Annotated in this window: 19 protein-coding genes and 1 riboswitch; of the genes, 7 read left to right on the top strand and 12 right to left on the bottom strand. The window is 67.1% G+C overall.

What is annotated here, in order from left to right; genetic code table 11:
* The 3 genes from N5D45_RS18715 to N5D45_RS18705 all read right to left on the bottom strand — a co-directional run.
* A partial coding sequence (locus N5D45_RS18715) for a hypothetical protein (RefSeq protein ID WP_279939458.1) occupies positions 1-389 on the bottom strand: 389 nt, incomplete at its 3' end.
* Between the two features lie 83 nt (positions 390-472).
* Positions 473-1,369 (bottom strand): siderophore-interacting protein, encoded by an 897-nt coding sequence (locus tag N5D45_RS18710; protein WP_019338659.1) that lies wholly within the window; start codon positions 1,367-1,369, stop codon positions 473-475.
* 141 nt (positions 1,370-1,510) lie between these two features.
* Complete coding sequence (locus N5D45_RS18705; RefSeq protein WP_010482798.1) at positions 1,511-2,737, bottom strand: multidrug effflux MFS transporter; 1,227 nt, start codon at positions 2,735-2,737, stop codon at positions 1,511-1,513.
* A 301-nt stretch (positions 2,738-3,038) separates the two neighbouring features.
* Positions 3,039-3,141: riboswitch (glycine riboswitch) on the top strand.
* 62 nt (positions 3,142-3,203) lie between these two features.
* Here N5D45_RS18705 and gcvP point away from each other — a divergent pair.
* Positions 3,204-6,071 carry an aminomethyl-transferring glycine dehydrogenase gene (gene gcvP, locus N5D45_RS18700; protein WP_019338660.1) on the top strand — a complete coding sequence of 956 codons (2,868 nt, stop codon included), beginning with the start codon at positions 3,204-3,206 and terminating at the stop codon, positions 6,069-6,071.
* A 92-nt stretch (positions 6,072-6,163) separates the two neighbouring features.
* Here gcvP and N5D45_RS18695 read toward each other — a convergent pair whose 3' ends face one another.
* From N5D45_RS18695 to N5D45_RS18685, 3 genes are all read right to left on the bottom strand, one after another.
* Positions 6,164-6,574, bottom strand: coding sequence for a VOC family protein (locus N5D45_RS18695; protein WP_057502732.1), 411 nt, complete (start codon positions 6,572-6,574; stop codon positions 6,164-6,166).
* Between the two features lie 139 nt (positions 6,575-6,713).
* On the bottom strand, positions 6,714-8,081 hold the full coding sequence (locus N5D45_RS18690; RefSeq protein ID WP_057502733.1) for an amino acid permease: 1,368 nt from the start codon (positions 8,079-8,081) through the stop codon (positions 6,714-6,716).
* 82 nt (positions 8,082-8,163) lie between these two features.
* A complete protein-coding gene (locus N5D45_RS18685) occupies positions 8,164-8,886 on the bottom strand; it encodes an AraC family transcriptional regulator (RefSeq protein WP_043399063.1) in 723 nt (240 codons plus the stop codon).
* Positions 8,887-9,000: 114 nt separating this feature from the next.
* On the opposite strand from N5D45_RS18685, the gene N5D45_RS18680 reads away from it, so the two are divergent.
* A complete protein-coding gene (locus tag N5D45_RS18680; protein ID WP_057502734.1) occupies positions 9,001-11,091 on the top strand; it encodes a catalase in 2,091 nt (696 codons plus the stop codon).
* Positions 11,092-11,113: 22 nt separating this feature from the next.
* Complete coding sequence (locus tag N5D45_RS18675) at positions 11,114-11,620, top strand: hypothetical protein (protein ID WP_057502735.1); 507 nt, start codon at positions 11,114-11,116, stop codon at positions 11,618-11,620.
* Positions 11,621-11,758: 138 nt separating this feature from the next.
* Here the strand turns inward: N5D45_RS18675 and N5D45_RS18670 are convergent, their stop codons facing one another.
* Complete coding sequence (locus tag N5D45_RS18670) at positions 11,759-13,882, bottom strand: methyl-accepting chemotaxis protein (protein WP_197657180.1); 2,124 nt, start codon at positions 13,880-13,882, stop codon at positions 11,759-11,761.
* Between the two features lie 235 nt (positions 13,883-14,117).
* On the opposite strand from N5D45_RS18670, the gene N5D45_RS18665 reads away from it, so the two are divergent.
* Positions 14,118-15,077, top strand: a complete 960-nt coding sequence (locus N5D45_RS18665) for a L,D-transpeptidase family protein (RefSeq protein ID WP_057502737.1) — start codon at positions 14,118-14,120, stop codon at positions 15,075-15,077.
* A gap of 4 nt (positions 15,078-15,081) precedes the next feature.
* Positions 15,082-15,732: a M23 family metallopeptidase gene (locus tag N5D45_RS18660; protein WP_057502738.1), complete on the top strand. Its 651-nt coding sequence runs from the start codon at positions 15,082-15,084 to the stop codon at positions 15,730-15,732.
* Here N5D45_RS18660 and N5D45_RS18655 read toward each other — a convergent pair.
* From N5D45_RS18655 to hflK, 5 genes are all read right to left on the bottom strand, one after another.
* Positions 15,668-16,330 (bottom strand): hypothetical protein, encoded by a 663-nt coding sequence (locus N5D45_RS18655; RefSeq protein ID WP_057502739.1) that lies wholly within the window; start codon positions 16,328-16,330, stop codon positions 15,668-15,670. The two genes, N5D45_RS18660 and N5D45_RS18655, sit on opposite strands and share 65 nt — an antisense overlap.
* A 127-nt stretch (positions 16,331-16,457) precedes the next feature.
* Positions 16,458-17,750 carry an adenylosuccinate synthase gene (locus tag N5D45_RS18650; RefSeq protein ID WP_010482787.1) on the bottom strand — a complete coding sequence of 431 codons (1,293 nt, stop codon included), beginning with the start codon at positions 17,748-17,750 and terminating at the stop codon, positions 16,458-16,460.
* A 325-nt stretch (positions 17,751-18,075) separates the two neighbouring features.
* Complete coding sequence (locus tag N5D45_RS18645) at positions 18,076-18,261, bottom strand: DUF2065 family protein (RefSeq protein WP_005414170.1); 186 nt, start codon at positions 18,259-18,261, stop codon at positions 18,076-18,078.
* 67 nt (positions 18,262-18,328) lie between these two features.
* Positions 18,329-19,192 carry a protease modulator HflC gene (locus N5D45_RS18640; RefSeq protein ID WP_010482785.1) on the bottom strand — a complete coding sequence of 288 codons (864 nt, stop codon included), beginning with the start codon at positions 19,190-19,192 and terminating at the stop codon, positions 18,329-18,331.
* Positions 19,189-20,322 carry an FtsH protease activity modulator HflK gene (gene hflK, locus N5D45_RS18635; RefSeq protein ID WP_010482784.1) on the bottom strand — a complete coding sequence of 378 codons (1,134 nt, stop codon included), beginning with the start codon at positions 20,320-20,322 and terminating at the stop codon, positions 19,189-19,191. The genes N5D45_RS18640 and hflK overlap by 4 nt, the downstream gene beginning before the upstream one ends.
* 153 nt (positions 20,323-20,475) lie before the next feature.
* Between hflK and N5D45_RS18630 the strand changes: the two genes are divergently transcribed.
* Positions 20,476-21,471, top strand: a complete 996-nt coding sequence (locus tag N5D45_RS18630; protein ID WP_010482783.1) for a YhdH/YhfP family quinone oxidoreductase — start codon at positions 20,476-20,478, stop codon at positions 21,469-21,471.
* Positions 21,472-21,559: 88 nt separating this feature from the next.
* A complete protein-coding gene (gene pilH / locus N5D45_RS18625) occupies positions 21,560-21,931 on the top strand; it encodes a twitching motility response regulator PilH (RefSeq protein ID WP_005410644.1) in 372 nt (123 codons plus the stop codon).
* Positions 21,932-22,017 lie beyond the last annotated feature (86 nt).

The raw sequence follows: 22,017 nt of genomic DNA, 5'->3' as shown, positions 1-22,017 counted from the left end.
CTGTTCTTCTTCGCCGCCATCGCCGCGGCCAGCTCGGCCTTGAATTCCTCGAAGGTCTGGCCTTTCTCCTGCGCTTCGGCCTGTGCGGCATCGCGCAGTGCATCGGAGTACATCAGGCGCACCGGCGTGCCATTGCGCTCGTGCAGCTCACCGGCCTGCATGATCAGCGCCAGCACCTGCGCAGCGCTCTCGCTGTGGCCCGCGATGCGGCCGTCCATGCCCAGCACCCATTCGCCGTCGCGGCGCACGACACCGGCCAGCAGGGTGCGCTGAGCATCGCGCAGTTCGGCATGCGGTTCCACCGGCGACGCCTGCGCGGCGGCCTTGTTGGCGGCCTGCTTTTCCTGGCGACGGCGCTGGTCGCGGCGGGTCTTGGAACTGGTGGACATGGTGCGGTACCGCTGCGAAGGGGGGCGCAAGGATAGCGCACCCCACCCACAGCGCTGCTTCACGCGTGCTCGATCCAGTCAGGTCAGTCCAGCACCTTGCCATGCCGCCAGTAGCCCATGAAGGTGATCGCGCGGCGGTCCAGCCCGCAATCGCGCACCAGGTGGCGGCGGATCGCCATCACCGCCCCCGCCTCACCCGCCACCCAGGCATACAGCGGACCGGCCACGCGGGTATCGGCCTGCTCCCAGAGGATCTGCGTATCGACGTCGATCTCCTCCAGCGCATCGCCGGCAGCCACGCTCGAGGTCGCTGCCAACCGCGCCTGGACCGCCTGCAGCAACGGCTGTCCGTAGGCGGCCTGCCCGCGCGGCAGCCAGACCAGCTCGGCGCTGGAGGGCGCCTTCAGGTGCACCGCATCACCGGCCTGCGCCACCTCCAGCAGCGCCAGCGTGCGCGGTGGGTCGACCATGGCCGCCAGTTCCTCAAGAATTCCGGCCACCGCCGGCAGCGCGGTTTCATCCGCCACCAGCAGCACCTGGCCGACTCCCGCCGGCGGTTTCCATTCCCAGCCTTCGCTGCTGTCGGCACAGTCGGCATCGGGGGCCAGCAGCACTACGCGGTCGCCCGGTCGCGCGTGGATGGCCCAGCGCGAGGCCGGCCCGGTCTCGCCATGAAGCACGAAATCAACGTCGACCTCGCCCTGCTCGGCGCGCAGGTGGCGGATGGTGTAGGTGCGCATGGGCGGACGCTGGTCGTCCGGCAGCGCCCGGTAGCGCGGATACCAGTCCTCGCCGCTGGGCACCTGCGGCACGTCCTGGCCGGGCAAGGGGAAGAACACCTTGATGCGCTGGTCCGGGCCTTCGGTCTTCATCCGCGCCACGTCGGCACCAGTGAACACCATGCGGTCCAGGGAAGGGGAAAGAACGCGGCGCTCCTTCAGCGCCACCTCGAACAGGCGATAGGTCTGCTGCGCAGCCATGGGGGAACCTCATGCAACGACATCGGATCGGCTGGCTGTCGTGCATCCACGCACCGGCTGGCTGGAGTCCCCAGCCTAGTCCGGTCGTTCCTCGCCGCAAGCGTTACGGGCATCGCGGCCTGCCCTACCCCTGCGCACTGCTCAATGGCCCGTGCAGGCTGCCTGCGCCGCGCGTTCACGCTGGTGTTCCCAGTACCAGAAAACGAATCCGGCGCCGAAGAACGCGGCCTGGCCCAGCGCCAGGTGCAGCGGGCTGGCACTGAGCAGCGGCGACACCACGCCGGCCACCACGGTGCTGATCATCAGCTGCACGAAGGCCTGCAGCGACGAGGCCAGGCCGCGCTGGTGCGGGTACATGTCCAGCACCGCCAAGGCCAGGATCGGGAAGATCAGGGCCATGCCCATGCCGCCCAGGAAGATCGGCAGCACCGCCCACGGCAGCACGAACTGCGGCGACAGCGCCACGTAGCCGACATTCAGCAGCGCCGACAGCGCGCACAGGCTGAAACCGATGGCGACCTGGCGTGTGGGCGTGGTGTGCCCGGCCATGCGCCCGGACAGGAACGAGCCGGTGGTCATGCCGCCGATGGTGGGGATGAACAACCAGGCGAAACCGCCCTCGCCCAGGTGCAGGTGCTGCATCACGAACACCGGTGCCGAGGAGATGTACAGGAAGATGCCGCCGAAACCGATGCTGCCGGCCAGCGCCAGGCGCAGGAAGCGCGGGTTGAAGCCGATGCGCACGTAGTCACGCAGCAGCACGCGCGGCGACAGCGGCACCCGTGCCTCGACCGCATGGGTTTCCGGCAGGAAGCGCGCGGTGGCCGCCAACAGCACCAGCCCGAACACCACCAGGAACCAGAAGATCAGCGGCCAGCCGGCGCCACTGAGCAGGATCCAGCCACCGATGATCGGTGCGATGGCCGGAGCGATGCCGAACAGCATCGACACCTGGCTCATCAGCCGCTGGGCATCGTGGCCGTGGTACAGGTCGCGGATCACCGCGCGGCCGACGATCATGCCGACACCCGCCGACAGGCCCTGCAGCGCGCGGAACGCCAGCAGCGTGGACAGGTCGGTGGACAGCGCGCAGCCGACCGAGGCGCCGACGAACACCACCAGACCGCCGAGGATCACCCGCTTGCGGCCCCAGGCATCGGACAGCGGGCCGTGCGCCAGACTCATCAGGCCATAGAACAGCAGGTACACGCTGATGGTCTGCTGCACCGCCACCTCGTCCACCGCCAGGCGCTGGGCCAGCTGCGGGAACGCCGGGAAGATGGTGTCGATCGAGAACGGGCCGAACATGGCCAGGCCGGCAAGCAGCAGGGCCATGCGGCGGGTGGAAGGGGCAACAGCGGCGGTCATGGAGGAAGCGTCCGGCAGGGCCATGCGGGGCACGCACGGCGGGCGCCGGTCCCGCAACAACGGGGACGGCGCCAGATGAATTCGGGTATCCGCCCATCATAGGTGGGGATTGCGCCTGATGCCATGCAGCACTGCACAAAACGCACGGCCGGGCCATCGGCCATTCAGGCGCGGCGGCACCGACCGGCGGCCGCTGGCCGGGCCCGCAACGGGCTATAATCGGCGGGCAACACGGTGGGAGAAGCGGAACACCGCTGCCGAAGGCGCAACGCCCGTAATCGCTCAGGCCCGATACCACCCGTAACACAACTCTGGAGAGACCGGTTCGATCCGGCGCCGAAGGGGCACGAAGCTGCGGTTTTCCGCGCTTTTAAACTCTCAGGCAAAAGGACAGAGGGGCGCCCCGCAGACCGCCGACCGGCGGCTTGTGCCCGTGCGTGTGCCCTTTCCTGACGGATCCTTCGCCATGTCCCAGAACACCCCTTCCCTGCGTGAGCTCGAGCACCACAACGCGTTCGTCGAGCGCCACATCGGACCCAACGACGCCGAGATCGCGCAGATGCTCGATGTCGTCGGCCACGCGTCGCTGGATGGCATGACCGATGCCATCGTACCGGCCAAGATCAAGTCGCCGGCACCGCTGGCGCTGCCGGAGTCGATGACCGAAGTACAGGCACTGGCGAAGATCCGTGCGATCGCCGACAAGAACACCGTGCTGCGCAGCTTCATCGGCCAGGGCTACTACGGCACCCACACGCCGAACGTGATCCTGCGCAACATCCTGGAAAACCCGGCCTGGTACACCGCCTACACTCCGTACCAGGCGGAAATCTCGCAGGGCCGCATGGAAGCGCTGATCAACTTCCAGACCCTGTGCGCCGACCTGACCGGCATGGAAATCGCCAACGCCTCGCTGCTGGACGAAGCCACCGCCGCTGCTGAAGCGATGACCCTGGCCAAGCGTTCGGCCAAGTCCAAGTCGGACACCTTCTTCGTGCACGACGCCGTGCATCCGCAGACGCTGGAACTGCTGCGTACCCGCGCCGAGCCCATGGGCATCGTGCTGCGCGTCGGCACCCCGGCCGAAGCGCTGGAAGCGGAAGCCTTCGGCCTGCTGCTGCAGTATCCGGATACCTTCGGCCAGGTGGGCGACTACAAGGCGCTGGTCGATGCCGTGCACGCACGCGGCGGCCTGGTGGCCGTGGCCACCGACCTGCTGGCCCTGACCCTGCTGGCCGCCCCGGGCGAATGGGGCGCGGACATCGTGGTCGGCAACAGCCAGCGTTTCGGCGTGCCGTTCGGCTTCGGTGGCCCGCACGCCGCCTTCATGGCCTGCCGTGACGCCTACAAGCGCTCGATGCCGGGCCGCCTGATCGGTGTTTCGGTCGATGCCCAGGGCAACCCGGCCTACCGCCTGACCCTGCAGACCCGCGAGCAGCACATCCGCCGCGAGAAGGCCACCTCCAACATCTGTACCGCGCAGGTGCTGCTGGCGGTGATGGCCTCGATGTACGCCGTTTACCACGGCCCGGAAGGCCTGACCCGCATTGCCCGCCGCACCCATCGCCTGGCCTCGATCCTGGCCGCAGCGCTGCGCAATGCCGGCGTGCAGGTTGGTGGCGATTTCTTCGACACCCTGCATGTCACCGGCGTGCACGCCGATGAGATCCATGCCAAGGCCCGCGCCGCCGGCTACAACCTGCGCGCGATCGACAGCGACTCGGTCGGCATCAGCCTGGACGAGACCACCACCCGCGCCGACATCGTCGCCGTGGCTGCGGTGTTCGGTGCTTCGCTGGACGTCGACGCGCTGGATGCCAGCACCGCCGACGCGCTGCCGGCCGGCCTGCTGCGCCAGTCCGCGTTCCTGACCCATCCGGTGTTCAACACCCACCACAGCGAGCACGAACTGCTGCGCTACCTGCGTTCGCTGGCCGACAAGGACCTGGCGATGGACCGCACGATGATCCCGCTGGGCTCGTGCACCATGAAGCTCAACGCCACCGCCGAGATGATCCCGGTGACCTGGCCGGAGTTCTCGCAGATCCACCCGCTGGTGCCGGCCGACCAGGCGCTGGGCTACAAGGAACTGATCGACACGCTGGAAGCGATGCTGGTCGAATGCACCGGCTACGACGCGGTCAGCCTGCAGCCGAACTCCGGCGCGCAGGGCGAGTACGCCGGCCTGCTGGCGATCCGCGCCTACCACCGTTCGCGCGGCGAAGATCACCGTGACATCTGCCTGATCCCGGATTCGGCACACGGCACCAACCCGGCTTCGGCACAGATGTGCGGCATGAAGGTGGTGGTGACCAAGACCGATGCCAACGGCAACGTCGATGTAGAGGACATCCGCCTCAACGCCGAGAAGTACAGCGACCGCCTGGCCGCGATCATGATGACCTACCCGTCCACGCACGGCGTGTTCGAGGAAGAGGTGGTGGAGATCTGCGAGATCATCCACAAGCACGGCGGCCAGGTGTACACCGACGGTGCCAACATGAACGCCCTGGTCGGCGTGGCCAAGCCGGGCAAGTGGGGTTCGGACGTTTCGCACCTGAACCTGCACAAGACCTTCTGCATCCCGCACGGCGGTGGCGGCCCGGGCGTTGGCCCGTGCGCGGTCAAGGAGCACCTGGCGCCGTTCCTGCCGGGCAAGCTGGGTGACAACGGCCCGGTCGGCATGGTCAGCGCGGCCAGCTTCGGCAGCGCCTCGATCCTGCCGATCAGCTGGATGTACATCGCGATGATGGGCCGCGAAGGCCTGCGCAAGGCCACCCAGGTCGCGCAGCTCAACGCCAACTACATCGCCAAGCGCCTGGCACCGCACTTCAAGACCCTATACACCGGCCGCAACGGCCTGGTGGCGCATGAGTGCATCCTGGACGTGCGCCCGCTGGAGAAGACCAGCGGCATCGGCGCCGAGGACGTGGCCAAGCGCCTGATCGACTTCGGTTTCCACGCACCGACCCTGAGCTTCCCGGTGGCTGGCACGCTGATGGTGGAGCCGACCGAGAGCGAATCGCTGCACGAGCTGGATCGCTTCATCGACGCGATGATCCAGATCCGCGAGGAGATCACCGCGATCGAAGACGGCCGCCTGGACCGCGAAGACAACCCGCTGAAGAACGCGCCGCACACCGCCACCGCGGTGACCGCCAGCGAGTGGACCCACGCCTACCCGCGTGAACTGGCTGCATTCCCGCTGGCCAGCCTGAAGCAGAGCAAGTACTGGCCGCCGGTGGCGCGCGTGGACAACGTGTACGGCGACAAGAACGTGATGTGCGCCTGCATTCCGGTCGATGCCTACAAGGATGATGAAGTCGAGGCTTGATTCCTCGCTGCATCGGTAAAGAGAACGGCCCGCGCAAGCGGGCCGTTTTCATGAGGGTGTGTGGACCAAAGTCCACACCCACAAACATCCGATCACGGGTCCGGCATCTGCCCCAGGCTCAACTGCCACGACACGCCGAAGCGATCCTGCACCCAGCCGTAGCGGTTGCTGAAGTCATAGTCGCCCACCGGCATCAACCAGTGGCCGCCCTCGCCCAGCACACGCGCGGCGCGCTCGAACTGCTCGGCACCGGAACACTCGACGAACAGCGAGATCGACGGGCTGAAGGTGAAGTCGTGCACGTCCAGGCTGTCAAAGCACAGGTAGTGGGTGCCGCCCAGCAGGAAGATGGCCTGGCGGACCTGCCCGGGCACGCCGGCACCGGCGCCCTCGGGGTGGCGCTGCAGGGCCAGCAGGCGGAGATCGGCGAAGGCTTCGGCGTACAGGGCCAGGGCGGCCTCAGCCTGGCCGGTGAACATCAGGAAAGGACGGCTGCGCAGCATGCGGTACTCCCGGTCGACGGGCCGCTGGCGGCCCACGCGATCAGGATGGCACGGCGGATGTATGCCTGCTGTAGAGCCGAGCCCATGCTCGGCTGGCGGCCGCGCGAACAGCAGCCGACCGTGGGTCGGCTCTACAGAATCACGCCTCGCGCATGCGCCGCGCGATGGCGCTGCCAGCGGCGATCGTGGCGGTCAGCGCCACCATCGACAGGAACTGCAGGCGGGTGTGCGCCTCGCTCAGCAGCAGGCCGAAGATCAGCGCCAGGATCGCCAGCGCGCAGCAGGTCAGCCACGGGAAACCGGCCATGCGGAACGGCAGGCGAGTGCCCAGGCGATCGGCGCGGCGGCGCAGCACCAGCTGCGAGACCAGCGACAGCGTCCACACCAGCAGGCAGGTGGAACCGACGATGTTCAGCAGTACCGGCAGCACCCGGTCCGGAAACAGCAGTTCCATTACCGTGGCGGCGAAGCCGAACAGCACGCTGGCCAGCACGGCGATCACCGGCACCTGGCGCGGATCGGTCCAGCCCAGCACGGCCGGCGCTTCACGGCGCTGCGCCAGCGAGTACATCATGCGCGAGGCGCCGTAGAGGTTGGCATTGAGCGCCGACAGCAGCGCGATCACCGCGATCAGGGTGATGGCAGTGCCGGCACCCGGAATACGGGCGATATCCAGCACGGCGGCGAACGGCGACTTCAGCGCCTCGCTGGTCCACGGCACCACAGCGATGATCACGCTCAGCGAGCCGATGTAGAACACCAGGATGCGCCACGCCACGGTGCGGATGGCACGGGCGATGCTGCGCTCCGGATCTTCGGTCTCCGCCGCCGCAACGGCCACGATCTCGGTACCACCGAAGGCGAAGACCACCACCAGCAGCGCGGCACCGATACCGGCCAGACCCTTGGGTGCGAAGCCGCCATGTTCGGTGAAGTTGCTCAAGCCCGGCGAGGTCACCTGCGGCAGCCAGCCCATCAGCAGCGCCACGCCGATGGCGATGAACGCCAGGATCGCCGCGACCTTGAGGATGGCGAACCAGAACTCAAACTCGCCGAAGTTCTTCACCCCGAGCAGGTTGATCGCGGTGAAGAACAGCATGAAGGCCAGCGCTGCCATCGGTACCGGCACCGCAGGCCAGACCGTGGCCAGCAACCCGGCCGCGCCCACCGCCTCGGCGGCGATCACGATCACCAGCTGCACCCACCACAACCAGCCGACCGTGGCACCGGCGGTGGCGCCCATGGCGTCGGCCGCATACACCGAAAACGCGCCGCTGGTCGGTTTGGCCGCCGCCATCTCGCCCAGTGCGTTCATCACGATGATCACCAGCGCGCCTGCGACCAGATACGACACCAGCACTGCCGGACCGGCCACCTGCACGCCCACGCCCGAACCGAGGAACAGGCCGGCGCCGATGGCGCTGCCCAGGCCCATCATGATCAGCTGGCGGGGCTTGAGCGAATGCCCGAGGCGGGACGGCGAAGCGGTCGGAATCGAGTTGGGCATCGGCGGGGCTGGCGGCGGGCTACAGGGGCGACACCTTACCCTGTCCCATGCCTGCGGGGATAGGCACAGCGCAGCAGGCGGCTCAGGCCAGCGCTGGCTCGCCGACACTGCCGCCGATGCGGGCGCGGTAGGCGCGCGGCGAGAAACCGGTTTCAGCCTTGAACTTGCGGGTAAAGGCGCTCTGGTCGCTGAAACCGCAGGCCTGGCCGATGCAGGCGATGCTGTCGTCGCCGTGCAGCAGGTGCATGGCCATCTGGATGCGCAGCCGGGTCAGCACCTGCTGAGGGGTCATCTGGAACACCTTGCGGAAACTGCGCTCCAGCTTGGACAGCGAAAAGCCGGTGATGTCCAGCAGGGTCTGCATGCGCACGTTCTCGGCGTAGTGCGCATTGAGGTGGGCCAGGGCCAGCCGTAGCTGCTCGTACTGGGTACCGAGGCTGTCCTTCTGGCCGAGGTCGCGGGAAATGCCGATCAGGCCCTCGATGGCCCCATCGACCACCAGCGGGCGCTTGCAGGTCAGGCACCAGCCCGGTTCGCGGTTGGCGAACAGGTGCAGCTCCATCAGGTTCTCGATCACCTCGCCGGACAGCACGCGGGCGTCCTGGTCGACGTAGTCCGCACTGAGCCCGGTCGGGTAGATCTCGGCCGCGGTACGCCCGATCACGTCCTTGCGCGCGCGCAGGCCCAGCCGCCGCAGCATGGTCTGGTTGACGTGGGTGTAACGCCCCTGAAGGTCCTTGATGAAAAACAGCACATCCGGGATGGCGTCGAACAGGGCTTCGATGTCGGCGGGCTCGACTCGCATGGAGCAAGCATACCCGAGCCTGCTTTTGCCTGTACGTTCACCTCTGCCGGACCTCGGTTTAACGGGGCTGGTTCCAGTGTCGTGGTTCCTTCTGATGATCCGGAGCCAACGTCAATGGCCGCCAGCAAGCCGACCGGCAAGCGCGCAACCGCCCCTGCCGAAAACCACCGCCGGGGCGACGGCGATGAACTGCACCAGCAGGCCGGGGGCACCCATCCGGTGATGACCACCGATCAGGGCATCCCGGTGGCGGACAATCAGAACTCCCTGCGGCAGGGGCCCCGAGGGCCCACGCTGCTGGAGGACTTCATCCTGCGCGAGAAGATCACCCACTTCGATCACGAACGCATTCCCGAGCGCATCGTGCACGCACGTGGCAGCGCAGCACACGGCTACTTCGAGCTGACCCGGTCACTGGCCGCCCATACCCGCGCGCGCATCCTGACCGAGGTAGGCGTCAAGACGCCCGTGTTCACCCGTTTCTCGACGGTAGCCGGCGGCGCGGGCTCGGTGGATACCCCCCGCGACGTGCGCGGCTTCGCGGTCAAGTTCTATACCAAGGAGGGCAACTGGGATCTGGTTGGCAACAACATTCCGGTGTTCTTCATCCAGGACGCCATGAAATTCCCGGACCTGGTGCACGCAGTGAAGATGGAACCGGACCGTGCGTTTCCGCAGGCCGCCACGGCCCACGACACCTTCTGGGATTTCATCTCGCTCATGCCCGAGTCGATGCACATGATCATGTGGGCGATGAGCGACCGCGCCATACCGCGTTCGCTGCGGATGATCGAAGGCTTCGGTGTGCACAGCTTCCGCCTGCTGAACGAGGCGGGAGAGTCGACCTTCGTCAAGTTCCACTGGCGGCCCAAGCTGGGTATCCAGTCCACGGTCTGGGACGAAGCGTTGAAACTGCAGTCGGCCGACAATGACTTCCATCGCCGCGACCTGTTCGAGGCCATCCAGCGCGGCGACTTTCCCGAATGGGAACTGGGAGTGCAGCTGTTTACTGAAGAAGAGGCCGACGCATTCCCGTTCGATCATCTGGACCCGACCAAGATCATTCCCGAATCGCTGGTGCCGTTGCAGGTCATCGGGCGCATGGTGCTGGACCGCTGGCCGGACAACTTCTTCGCCGAGACCGAACAGGTGGCGTTCTGCCCGGCCAACGTGCCGCCGGGCATCGACTTCAGCAACGATCCACTGCTGCAGGGCCGCCTGTTCTCCTACCTGGACACCCAGCTGCTGCGGCTTGGCGGCCCGAACTTCCACCAGATCCCGGTGAATGCCCCGAAGTGCCCGTTCGCCAATCACCAGCGCGACGGCCACATGCAGATGCAGGTGCCCAAGGGCCGCGTCGCCTATGATCCCAGCTCGCTGCAGGAGGACTCGCCGCGCGAGACGCCCGCAGGTTTCCGCAGCCATTCCAGCGCCGACGATGGACGCAAGGGCCGCACCCGCGCGGAGAGCTTCGCCGACCATTACAGCCAAGCCCGCATGTTCTTCCGGAGCCTGGAAAAGCCGGAGCAGGCGCACCTGGCATCGGCGCTGGTGTTCGAGTTGTCCAAGGTGGAAACGCTGAAGGTGCGGGAGCGTACCGTCAGCCACCTGCGCAACATCGACGAATCACTGGCGCAGCGCGTAGCTGATGGGCTCTCGTTGCCTGCACTGCCCGACCCCGCGCCGACCGCCACGCCGGTGCAGGACATGCCTGCCGCTTCCGAGGTGCGCGTGATCGGGCGCAACAAGCCCACCCTGCAAGGGCGCAGCATCGGCATCCTGTTTGATGAGGGCTCCGACGCGCGCGTGATGGCCAGCCTGAGCAAAGCGGCCCGGAAGGCGGGTGCAGACGTGAAGCTGGTCGCGCCCAAAGTAGGCGGCGCCACGCTGAGCGATGGGGCGATGCAGACGGCGGATGGGCAACTGGCGGGCACGCCATCGGCTGTGTTCGATGCGGTGGCCGTGGTGCTCAGCCCGGAAGCCGCGAAGGCCTTGTCGAAAGAGAGTGCAGCCGTCGAATTCGTCAGCCAGGCGTGGGCGCACCTGAAGGCCATCGCCAGCGACGCAGGCGGCCAGACGCTGCTGAAGGCGGCGCGGGTCGGCAACGATGCCGGCATCGTCGAAGCGGAAGACGCCAAGGCCTTCCTGGCGGCGGCCGCCACCCGCCAATGGGCGCGTGAACCGAAGCTGCGCCTGCTGGCCTGACTACTACGACAGGAGATCCGTCATGCCCCGTGGTGACAAATCCGCATATACCGAGAAACAGAAGCGCCAGGCCGAGCACATCGAGGAAAGCGAACGTGATCGCGGCGCGAGTGAAGGCACCGCCGAGCGCATTGCCTGGGCCACCGTGAACAAGCAGGACGGTGGAGGCAAACGTAGCGGCAGTGCCCGCAAGGGCGCGAAGAAGGCGACCAGCAAGAAGGCTGCCAAGAAGGCGCCTGCCAGGAAGTCGGCCACAAAGAAGGCCACGACCAAGGCGACGGCAGCGAAGAAGGCACCTGCGAAGAAGGCGGTGGCAAAGAAGGCACCCGCTCGCAAGACCGCCACAAAGAAGGCCACCAAGAAGGCCGCAAAGAAGACGGCGAAGAAGGCTGCGGCCAGGAAGACGGGTACGGCCGCCTCGCGGAGCGCCGCCGCAAAGAAGGCAGCCAAGACGCGGGCCGCGAAGAAGACCGTGCGCAAGGCGGCGGCGAAGAAAGCTGCGCGTACGCGTACGCGTGCGCGCGCCTGAAGCGTCGGTCAGGGGGGGAGCGCCCTCATCCATGCGACAACTTCGGCTGCGTCAGCACGGCCTTCAGCAGTAGACGGGCTCCTTCCAGCGAAATACGGCCGCTCAAGGCGGCCGTATTCCTGTCGCTGCACTGCCCGCTCAGGCTGCGCGACGGGGCACAGCAGAGACCGCCGCGCCTTCTACCTTGAATACCGCCACCGACGTGGTCAGTGCATGCGCCTGTTCTTCCAGCGCGCGGCTCGCGGCAGTGGCTTCTTCCACAAGCGCGGCGTTCTGCTGGGTCACCTGGTCCATCTGCACCACCACCTGGTTGACCTGCTCGATGCCGGCGGCCTGTTCCTTGCTGGCCGCTGCGATGTCGCTCATCAGCTGGGTGGTGCGCGAGCTGGCCTGGGCCACGCGCGCGATCGCGGCTTCCGATTCAACGGTCACCGCCAGGCCACTCTTCACCTTGGCAGCGGCGTCTTCGATCAGCTCCTTGATCTCCTTGGCGGCGACACCGGCACGCTGCGCGAGCGTGCGCACTTCGCTGGCGACCACGGCAAAACCACGGCCCTGCTCGCCTGCGCGCGCAGCTTCCACTGCAGCATTCAACGCCAGGATGTTGGTCTGGAACGCGATGCCGTCGATCACCGTGGAGATCTCCGAGATGCGAGCCGACGACTGATCGATCTCGCCCATGACCGATGCCATCTGTGCCATCGCCTGCTCGGTCTCGCGCACCGCGGCACCGGCGGCATGCGCTTCGCTGTCGGCCTGACGTGCCAGCTCGGCGTTCTGGCGTACGGTGGAAGTCAGTTCCTCCATCGATGCGGCCGCTTCTTCCAGATTGGCGGCCTGCTGCTCGGTGCGGCGCGACAGGTCGTTGTTGCCGGCGGCCAGTTCCTGCGCCGCGTTGTTGATGCTGTCGGCAGCCACCTGGATGCCCCGCACGATGCCAGTCAGCTGCGCAGTGGTGGTGTTGGCGTCGTCGCGCATGCGGGCGAACACACCGTCGTACTCGCCATCCATGCGTGCGGTCAGGTCGCCGTGCGAGATCGCGCGCAGCACGTCGGAGACATCGGCAATGCTGGACTGCGAACTGGCCATCATGCCGTTGAGGTGCTCGACCATCGCCTTGAACTGGAACTGGAACGCAGTGGCATCGCCACGCATGCTGAAATCACCGGCACGCGCGGCGCGGGCCAGTTCATCGATCTGCGCGTTGATCGCCATCAGGCTCTGCTTCACCGCGGCCAGGGTGCGGGTCAGCGTGCCCTTCTCGCCCGGGTAGTCCGGCAGGTCGCGGCTGAGGTCACCGATGGCGTAACGCTGCATCACTTCAGCCATCAGCAGTTCCACCTGCACGTGCGATTCGACCAGGCTGTTGGTCGCCTGCACCATGCGGCCGAAATCGCCAGGGAACGCACTGGCGTCCATGCGATAGCGGATCGCGCCCGCCTCATGCTGTTCGGCCATCTGCAGCTGCGCGCCGATCGCCGCCTGCACGCTCTGCCGCACGCTGGCCATCGCCTCACCCAGCTGGGTCAGTTCGTCACGGCCGCCAAGACGGAATTCCTGTTCCAGCTGGCCCTTGGACAGGCGTTCGGCCAGGTTCACCGCGCGGGCCAGTGGGCCGGTCAGGCTGCGGCCGATCATCACCGAGGCACCGATGCCGACCAGCAGTGCGACGCCGCCCAGCACCAGCAGCTGCAGCAGGCTGCGCTCGCCCAGCCTGATCGCCTCGGCGGCTGCATCGCGGCTTTCCTTCTCTTCGAAGTCCACGCCGTCGGACAGTGCCTTGTTCCAGCCATTGGCCGCTTCCTGCACCGGGCCCAGGGTCAGCGCCACGGCGCCCGGGTAGTCGCCCTGCTCCATCAGTTCGCTGGTCTGCTTGTTGAGCGGGCGCGCGATGGCGCGCTTGGCCGCGATGGTTTCCGCGATGGCCTTGCCCTCCGCATCACCCGGCAGTGCCTGATAGGCGGTCCAGCTGGCCTCATAGCGCTTGACCAGATCGGCGATGCGCTGCTCGTCGCTGTCGCGCGCTTCGCCCTGGCGGATCAGCATTTCACGGCGCACCACCATCATCTGGTTGTTGGCATCGAGCATCTGCGACAGCAGGCGCACCTTGGCCACGCTGACGTCGACCACCTGCTGCATCGCGCGCTTCTGCACGACACTGGCGGTGGCGCCGGTGGCCACCACGGCGGCGACCAGCAGCAGCAACAGGCCAAAGCCCAGCCCAAGACGCCAGGCAACCCTGACATTCCTCAAGTAGTTCATCGGTACATCCAAAACGGGGGGATGCGCCCCTATCGGCCGTGCCACCGGCAATCTTGATCGGCAACACGCACGCGCGTCGGCAGCCGTTCACCTTGGTGAGGCCACGCGCCGCGCTTCTGCGGCAAGGTCCAACCGCCCGCCGGGACCGCACTGCTCATGCCAGCATCAGGTTGCTTTCACGGGGGCTGCGCAGCCTCTCCGGGCAGGGTGGAGCTGCCATCTGCCGGAGATCTCCATGCCCGTATGTCGCCCCGCCCTGCTCGCCCTGTCCTTGCTGATGTCCCCCGCCTTCGCGCAGGTGCCGCCGCCGGTCCAGCTGCCGGAGCCCATTGCCGAGAAGACCGGACCCGATACCGCGGCGCGATCGCCACTGCACGCCCAGGTGCTTCTGGATCGCGCCAATTTCTCCCCGGGCGAGATCGACGGTGAGGTCGGCAGCAATCAGCGCCGGGCCGTGGCAGGCTTCCAGGCGGCCCACGGCCTGACAGTGAGCGGAGAGCTGGACGATGCCACCTGGAAAGCACTGCAGGCCGATGCGACCACGCCGCTTGCCAGTTACACGTTGACCGCCGAGGACGTGGCCGGGCCGTTCATCGCCGTTCCGAAGACGCCCGCCGCGCAGGCAAAGCTGAAGGCATTGGGCTACAGCAGCGTCGAGGAATCACTGGGAGAGCGTTTCCATGCGTCGCCGGCATTGCTGAAGGCGCTCAACCCCGGCGTCGATCTGGCCAAGGCCGGCAATCGCATCCAGGTGCCCAACATCGCACCGGCTGCATTGCCGAAGGCGGCGAAGATCGTGGTCGACAAGTCCGATTCCACGCTGCAGCTGCTGGATGTGCAGGGCAAGGTGATCGCGCAGGTGCCGGTCTCTTCCGGCAGCCAGCATGATCCGCTGCCGATCGGTGAATGGAAGATTCTCGGCGTATATCGCGACCCGCCGTTCCACTACAACCCCAAGCTGTTCTGGGATGCGCGCAAAGGCGAGAAGAAAGCCACGCTGCCGCCAGGCCCGAACAATCCGGTCGGCCGGGTCTGGATCGACCTGTCCAAGCCCCACTATGGCCTCCACGGAACGCCGGTACCGGGCCATGTCGGCAAGACCGAATCGCATGGCTGCGTACGCATGACCAACTGGGATGCGCTGCGCGTGGCCGATGCGGTGGATACCTCCGTCCCCGTGGTGATGCAGGAGTGAGCCGATGCGTTTTTCGCAGCTGATCGTGCTGGGCGTGCTGCTGGGTGTGGGACTGGGCTGGTGGCTGCGCCGCGATGCTGGCGAATTCGTGGCCGCGTCCACTCCTGCAGCGCAGCCCAGCGTGGCCACAACGCCGTCGATGCAAGCTGCCGCGCCGCGCGCGACGGCACCGACTGGCATCGACGCAGCCTCGGGCACCCTGCTGCTGCCGGTGCAGGGGGTACTGCCCTCTCAACTGCGCGACACCTTCACCGATGCACGCAGCGAGGGCCGCGTGCACGATGCGATCGACATCATGGCCGATGCCGGTACGCCGGTGCTGGCGGTGGCCGACGGCACGGTGGAGAAGCTGTTCGACAGCAAGCGCGGTGGGCTGACCATCTACCAGTTCGAGCCCAGCGGACGCTGGTGCTACTACTACGCGCACCTGCAGCGCTATGCCGATGGCCTGAGCGAAAAGCAGGTGATCAAACGCGGGGATGTGATTGGTTATGTGGGCAGCACTGGTAATGCCAGCGCGGAGGCCCCGCACCTGCATTTCGAAGTACACGTACTGGGGCCGGAGAAGCAGTGGTGGAAGGGGGAATCGATCAATCCGTATCCGCTGCTGAAATCGGCTGCTTCGACGCCCGGCGCTGCCAGCGCCGCAAGGTGAACGTGAACACCGCCAACGCACCCCCGGGAATCAGCAGGAACAGTGCCGCCACCTTCCAGAAAAAGAACGGCCACAGCCAGACGTAATCCAGGTCGGTCAGCTTCAGCAGGTCCAGCGGGGGCTGCAGTTCGATCACGGCCGCCCTGCCCGCCAGCGCCGGGTCCACCTCCAGTACGGTTACCCGCAGCCATGAGCGCCCGCGTGGCAATGCATCACCGCGGCCATATCCAAAGCAGGACGCCATGAGCCCGCTGGACTCAACCGATGCCAGCCTGCGGTTGATACCCTGCCCGGCCACTCCCGAACGCTCTCCTGCGCGGAAGTCCCCATGACCGGTGAGAGTGTCGATGCGCAGCAGCACTTCAGGGTCAGCCTCAGTACCGTCTGCGGCATACCGCAGTCGCAGCCGCAGTTGGTCATCAATGAAGCGGTAGACCGTCACCTCGGCCGTCGCGCCGGGGCTGAGCAGCAGCGGCAGGGTCTGGGTACGCGAGGCCAGATGGTTGGCGATGGCGCCGAGCGCCAGAACCGCGCAGGCGATGACCCACAGGCTCCACAACACCAACAGGGTGACCCGCACCACGGTCTCGCCTTTCACGCTGACATCCTGGTCATCGCTTCGCTTCCTCGCCGGCACTGGCAACACAGTAACGAAAAAGCCCCGCGTTCGCGGGGCTTCTTCCTTCTGCGACGCCAGGCATGGCCCAGCGCTACCAGTCACGCACTCAGGCGAACGGATCCTGCAGGACCATGGTGTGGTCGCGGTCCGGGCCGGTGGAGACGATGCTGATCGGGCAACCCGCCAGCTCTTCCAGCGAACGCAGGTAGGCACGTGCGGCCGGCGGCAGGTCGTCCCAGTGGGTGATGCCGTGGGTGTTCTCGCTCCAGCCCGGGAACTCCAGGTACACCGGGGTGCAGTCTTCCCAGCCCTGTGCGTCCAGCGGGGCGTACTCGGTGCGCTTGCCGTTGTATTCGTAGGCGATGCAGACCTTCAGCTTTTCCATGCCATCGAGCACGTCCAGCTTGGTGATGCACAGGCCGCTGATGCCGTTGATGGCCACGGCACGCTTCAGCGCGACGATGTCCATCCAGCCGCAGCGACGCGGGCGACCGGTCGAGGCACCGTACTCGGCACCGCGGTCACGGATGCCCTGGCCGACTTCGTCGTCCAGTTCGGTCGGGAACGGGCCGCCGCCGACGCGGGTGGCGTAGGCCTTGGCGATACCCAGCACGTAGTCGATCGAATCGGCGCCGACGCCAGAACCGGCCAGCGCACCACCGACGGTGGTGTTGGAGCTGGTGACGTACGGGTAGGTGCCGTGGTCGATGTCCAGCAGCGCACCCTGCGCGCCTTCGAACAGCACGCGCTTACCCTGCTTGCGCAGGTCGTGCAGGATCCCGGCCACGTCGGACTTCATCGGCTGCACGTACTCGCCGAAGGCCAGCGCTTCGTCGAAGGTCTTCTGGAAATCGACCGCATCGGTGTTCAGATACTTGGTCAGCACGAAGTTGTGGTAATCCAGCGCAGTGCGCAGGAGTTCTTCCAGCTGCTTCGGGTAGTGCAGGTCGGCGATGCGGATGCCGCGACGCGCCACCTTGTCTTCGTAGGCCGGGCCGATGCCACGGCCGGTGGTACCGATCGCCTTGCCACCGGCAGCGCGCTCGCGCGCCTGGTCCAGGGCGATGTGGTACGGCATGATCAGCGGCGCGGCCGGGGAGATCTTCAGGCGCGAACGCACTTCCACGCCGGAGGATTCCAGCTCGGCGATTTCCTTCTGCAACGCGGCCGGCGAGATCACCACGCCGTTGCCGATCAGGCACAGCGCGTCGTCACGCAGGATGCCCGACGGGATCAGGTGCAGGACGGTCTTCTTGCCGTTGATGACCAGGGTGTGGCCGGCATTGTGGCCGCCCTGGAAGCGCACGACGGCGCCGATTTCCTCAGTGAGCAGATCGACGATCTTGCCCTTGCCTTCATCGCCCCACTGGGCACCAAGCACTACGACAGACTGACCCATGACGGGCTCCTCATATGTTGCGGCCATCGGGGCCGCGGACGGGTAAACCGTGGCGGGGCTGGCCAGCACCTGGAGGGCGGCTCCAAACGGGGAGCAGCCGGCGATGGAAGGCCCAGACACGGAAAAAGCCGAACGGGGAGGCCCGTCCGGCTTTTGTGCATTATCCGGGTTTCCGGGGTCGGGTGCCACCTTTCCGACGGACGGCTTCACCGGCCGGTCAGCCGCCCCGCCCGGTCGTGCCGGCCGCTGGCCGGCAATGCCAGCCAAGGTTGGCCTCTACCAGAGCAGGGCCACGCATGTGAACGCAGGCGGCCGTGCCGGGCCTTCAGTGCCGCACCCACCACAGCAGGCTCAGCCCGGCCAGCAGCACCAGCCCGCCGAAGCTGCGCAGGGCCGGGCTGGGCAGGTCCAGCAGGCGCTCGGCCATGCGCTTCCAGGCGAACGGGGCGACGAACAGGAACAGGCCTTCCAGCACCGCGACCAGGCAGACGGCGGCGAACAGATCTTTCATGGGGGACTCCGGAAAAAGCACGGGGCCCGGCGTCTGGCCGGGCCCCGTGGGGTAGTGCCCTGCGACCTCAGCGGTCGTTCTTCAGGTACTGCAGGAACGGGTCGTTCTTGTCCAGCACGATCACGCCGTTGCCGTCGGTCATGGAGCCACGGTAGGCCTCCAGGCTGCGGTAGAACGCGTAGAACGAGGGATCGGCCGAGCCGGCCTTGCCGTAGATACGGGCGGCATCGGCATCGCCTTCACCACGCAGGCGCTGGGCATCACGCTCGGCCTCGGCGATCAGCACGGTGCTGTCACGGTCGGCCTGGGCACGGATGGTCAGCGACTGCTCCTCGCCCTCGGCGCGCAGCTTGGCGGCTTCCTGCTTGCGCTGGGCGCGCATGCGCTCGTACACGTCATTGATCACCTGGCTGTCGGTGGGCAGGTCCACCTGCTTGATGCGCAGGTCGATCATCTGCATGCCGAGGCCGGCCACGGCTTCGTTGATTCCCTTCAGCTGCTCGGCGATCAGCTCGCTGCGGTCGCCGGAGACCAGCTGCTGCAGGGTGCGCGAGTTGATCTGGTTGCGCAGCGAGTCGGTGATGATCGGTGCCAGGCGGGCATTGGCGATCCGCGGATCGCCGCCGGTGGCACGGAAGTAGTCCCCCACGTTGGAGATGTAGCCGATGGCGAAGAAGTCGACGCTGACGTCCTTCTGCTCGGCGGTGAAGTAACGCGCCGGCGCGGTGTCGAGCACCTGGAAGCGGCGGTCGAAGACCTTCACCGTTTCCACCACCGGCACCTTGAAGTGCAGGCCCGGCTTGATGTCCGAACGCACCACCTTGCCCAGGTTCAGGACCATGGCGGTCTGGTCCTCACGGACCACGTACACCGAGCCGAGCAGGCCCAGCACCACCGCCACGATCACGGCGATCCAGATAGGACTCTTCATCGGCTGCCCTCCTCACGGCCGCTCGGTCGCCCGGTCGGGCGGCCCACCGGCCGGCCCGGATCACGGGAAGCTTCCGCCGCTGCACCCGGCAGCGACGGCATCACCACCTCCGGGTTCGTCACTCCCGGCGGAGCCGGGGTGGTGGGACGGGTATCGCCGGTCATCGGCACGTAGATCAGCTGGCGGCCATCACCACCGATCACCTTGCGGTTCTCGCTCAGCACCTGCTGCACGGTCTCCAGCCACAGGCGCTTGCGGGTCACTTCCGGGGCGTCCTTGTACTGGGCCTGCAACAGGCTGAAGCGCTGCGCGTCACCCTCGGCCTTGGACACCACGGCCTGCTTGTAGCCTTCGGCAGTGGTACGGGCGCGCGAGGCCTGGCCTCGGGCTTCCGGCACGACCTTGGCGGCGTAGGCCTGGGCTTCGTTGATCAGGCGTTCCTTGACCTGCTGGGCGCCATTGACCTCGTCGAAGGCCGGCTTGACCTCTTCTGGCGGACGGGCGTCCTGCAGGGTCAGGCCGGTCACGGTCAGGCCGGTCTTGAACGCCTTCAGCAGCGCCTGCAGGCGCTCTTCGGCAGCCACGGCCAGCGGGCCACGGTTGTTCAGCACGGCGTTGAGATCAGCGCGGCCCACTTCTTCGCGCACCGCGCTCTGCGCCGACTGCTCCAGCACCTGGTTGGCATCGACCGTGCCGAACAGGTACTGCTGCGGGTCGTCGATGCGGTACTGGACATTCAGCGAGACGTTGACGATGTTCTCGTCGCGGGTCAGCACCGGCACCTGGATCGAGAAGGTCTTGATCTCGGTGGCATTGACCTTGGTGACCGATTCGATCGGCCACGGCAGCTTGAAGTTCGGGCCGGGCTGCAGGATGCGCGAGAACTGGCCGAAGCGCAGCACCACGCCACGCTGCTGTTCGCCGATCAGCTGGAAGCTGGAGAACAGCACCAGCAACACCACGGCTGCCACCACCCAACGCACGATGCCACCGTCGAACAGGTCCTTCAGCGGCCCGGGCAGTCCGCCCCAGCCACCACCATTGCCACCGCCGCGCGACCCGAAGGGCCCGCGTCGATTGTCCTCGGGGCCTTGTCCGCCCTTGTTGCCGCCGGGTGTATTCCAGGCCATGCACGCTCCATCAAGATTTGGGCTGCGGCGCGGGCCCTTCCCGCACCGCCAGCCGTGAAACCATCACCGATCATACAAGATGGGGCGGATCGGCAGGATCGAAAGGGGGGCAACGGGGTAAGGTGGCGTTTTCCTCGAAGTCAGGCAACGCCGATGGCCCCCACCACCCCGTTCACCGCCTTCCGCATCGAAAACGACGACGCCGGCTACCGCAGCGGCCTTGCCCAGCTCCGGATCGACGACCTCAACCCCGGACAGGTGCTGATCCGCGCCCACTGGTCCTCGGTCAACTACAAGGATGCCCTTGCCGGTACCGGCAAGGGGAAAATCCTGCGCCGCTTCCCGCTCGTGGGCGGCATCGACGTGGCCGGTACCGTGGTCGCCAGCTCCGACCCGGACTGGCGTGAAGGCGATGCGGTGCTGGCCACCGGCTGCGGCCTCAGCGAGACCCGTGATGGCGGCTACAGCCAGTACGTGCGGCTGGAATCGCGCGCGGTGATCGCCCAGCCGGCCGGGCTGACCCCGCGCGAGGCGATGGTGCTGGGCACCGCCGGCTTCACTGCGGCGCTGGCCCTGCTGCGCATGCAGGACAACCGGCAGACCCCGGAACTCGGCCCGCTGGCAGTCACCGGTGCCAGCGGCGGCGTCGGTGCGCTGGCGCTGTCGATCTTCAGCCGTGCCGGCTACAGCGTGCACGCGGTCAGCGGCAAGCAGGACCAGGCCGATTTCCTGCGCAGCATCGGCGCCACCGAGGTACTGCCACGCAACGCGCTGGCCGATACCGGCCCGCTGCAGTCGGCGCGCTTCGGCGGTGGCCTCGACAATGCCGGAGGCGACATGCTGGCCAGCCTGCTGGCGCAGACCGTGCCCTACGGCAGCGTGGTCAGCGCCGGTCTGGCCGCCAGCCCGACGCTGGACATGACCGTGATGCCGTTCATCCTGCGCGGTGTCTCGCTGCTGGGGGTGTCCTCGGCCAATGCGCCGCGCGGGCTGCGCGAAGAGGTGTGGTCGCGACTGGGCAGTGACTGGAAGCCGCAGCACCTGGACCGCATCTGCACTGCCGAAGTCGGCCTGGATGGCCTGCCCGCCGTGTTCCAGCGGATGCTGGCCGGCGGCTCGCTGGGGCGCACGGTGGTGCGGATCGACTGAACGTCGCAGGCAGGCGACGGACGGCAGACGCGCCCCTCCCGCCGGTAATGTGCCCGCACTACACTGCGGGCATTACATGGGGAACAACATGGCACGCATTCTGATCGTCGACGACTCACCGTCGCAGCTGTTGGGGATACAGCGCATCGTCGAGAAGCTCGGGCACCAGATCCTGACCGCCACCGATGGCGCCGCCGGGGTCGAAACCGCCAAGGCCGAGCTGCCCGACCTGGTCCTGATGGACGTGGTGATGCCCAACCTCAATGGCTTCCAGGCCACCCGCACCCTCGCCCGCGACGAGGCGACCCGGCACATTCCGGTGATCCTGGTGACCACCAAGGACCAGGACACCGACCGCATGTGGGGCATGCGCCAGGGCGCCAAGGCCTACATCACCAAGCCGTTCTCGGAAGATGAACTGTCCGAGGTGCTGGAACGGGTGTTCGCCGGGCAGGGCTGAAACATTCCGGTGGGTGCCAACCTTGGTTGGCACGCCTTGAACGGCCGAAAGGCGTGTGGACCGAGGTCCACACCCACCAGAATCGA

The organism is Stenotrophomonas sp. GD03819, assembly GCF_029841665.1.
In the GTDB taxonomy this organism is placed as follows: Bacteria; Pseudomonadota; Gammaproteobacteria; order Xanthomonadales; family Xanthomonadaceae; genus Stenotrophomonas; species Stenotrophomonas geniculata.
Note: the sequence above shows the minus strand (reverse complement) of the source record. Positions and strands in the feature narration are given on the sequence as shown.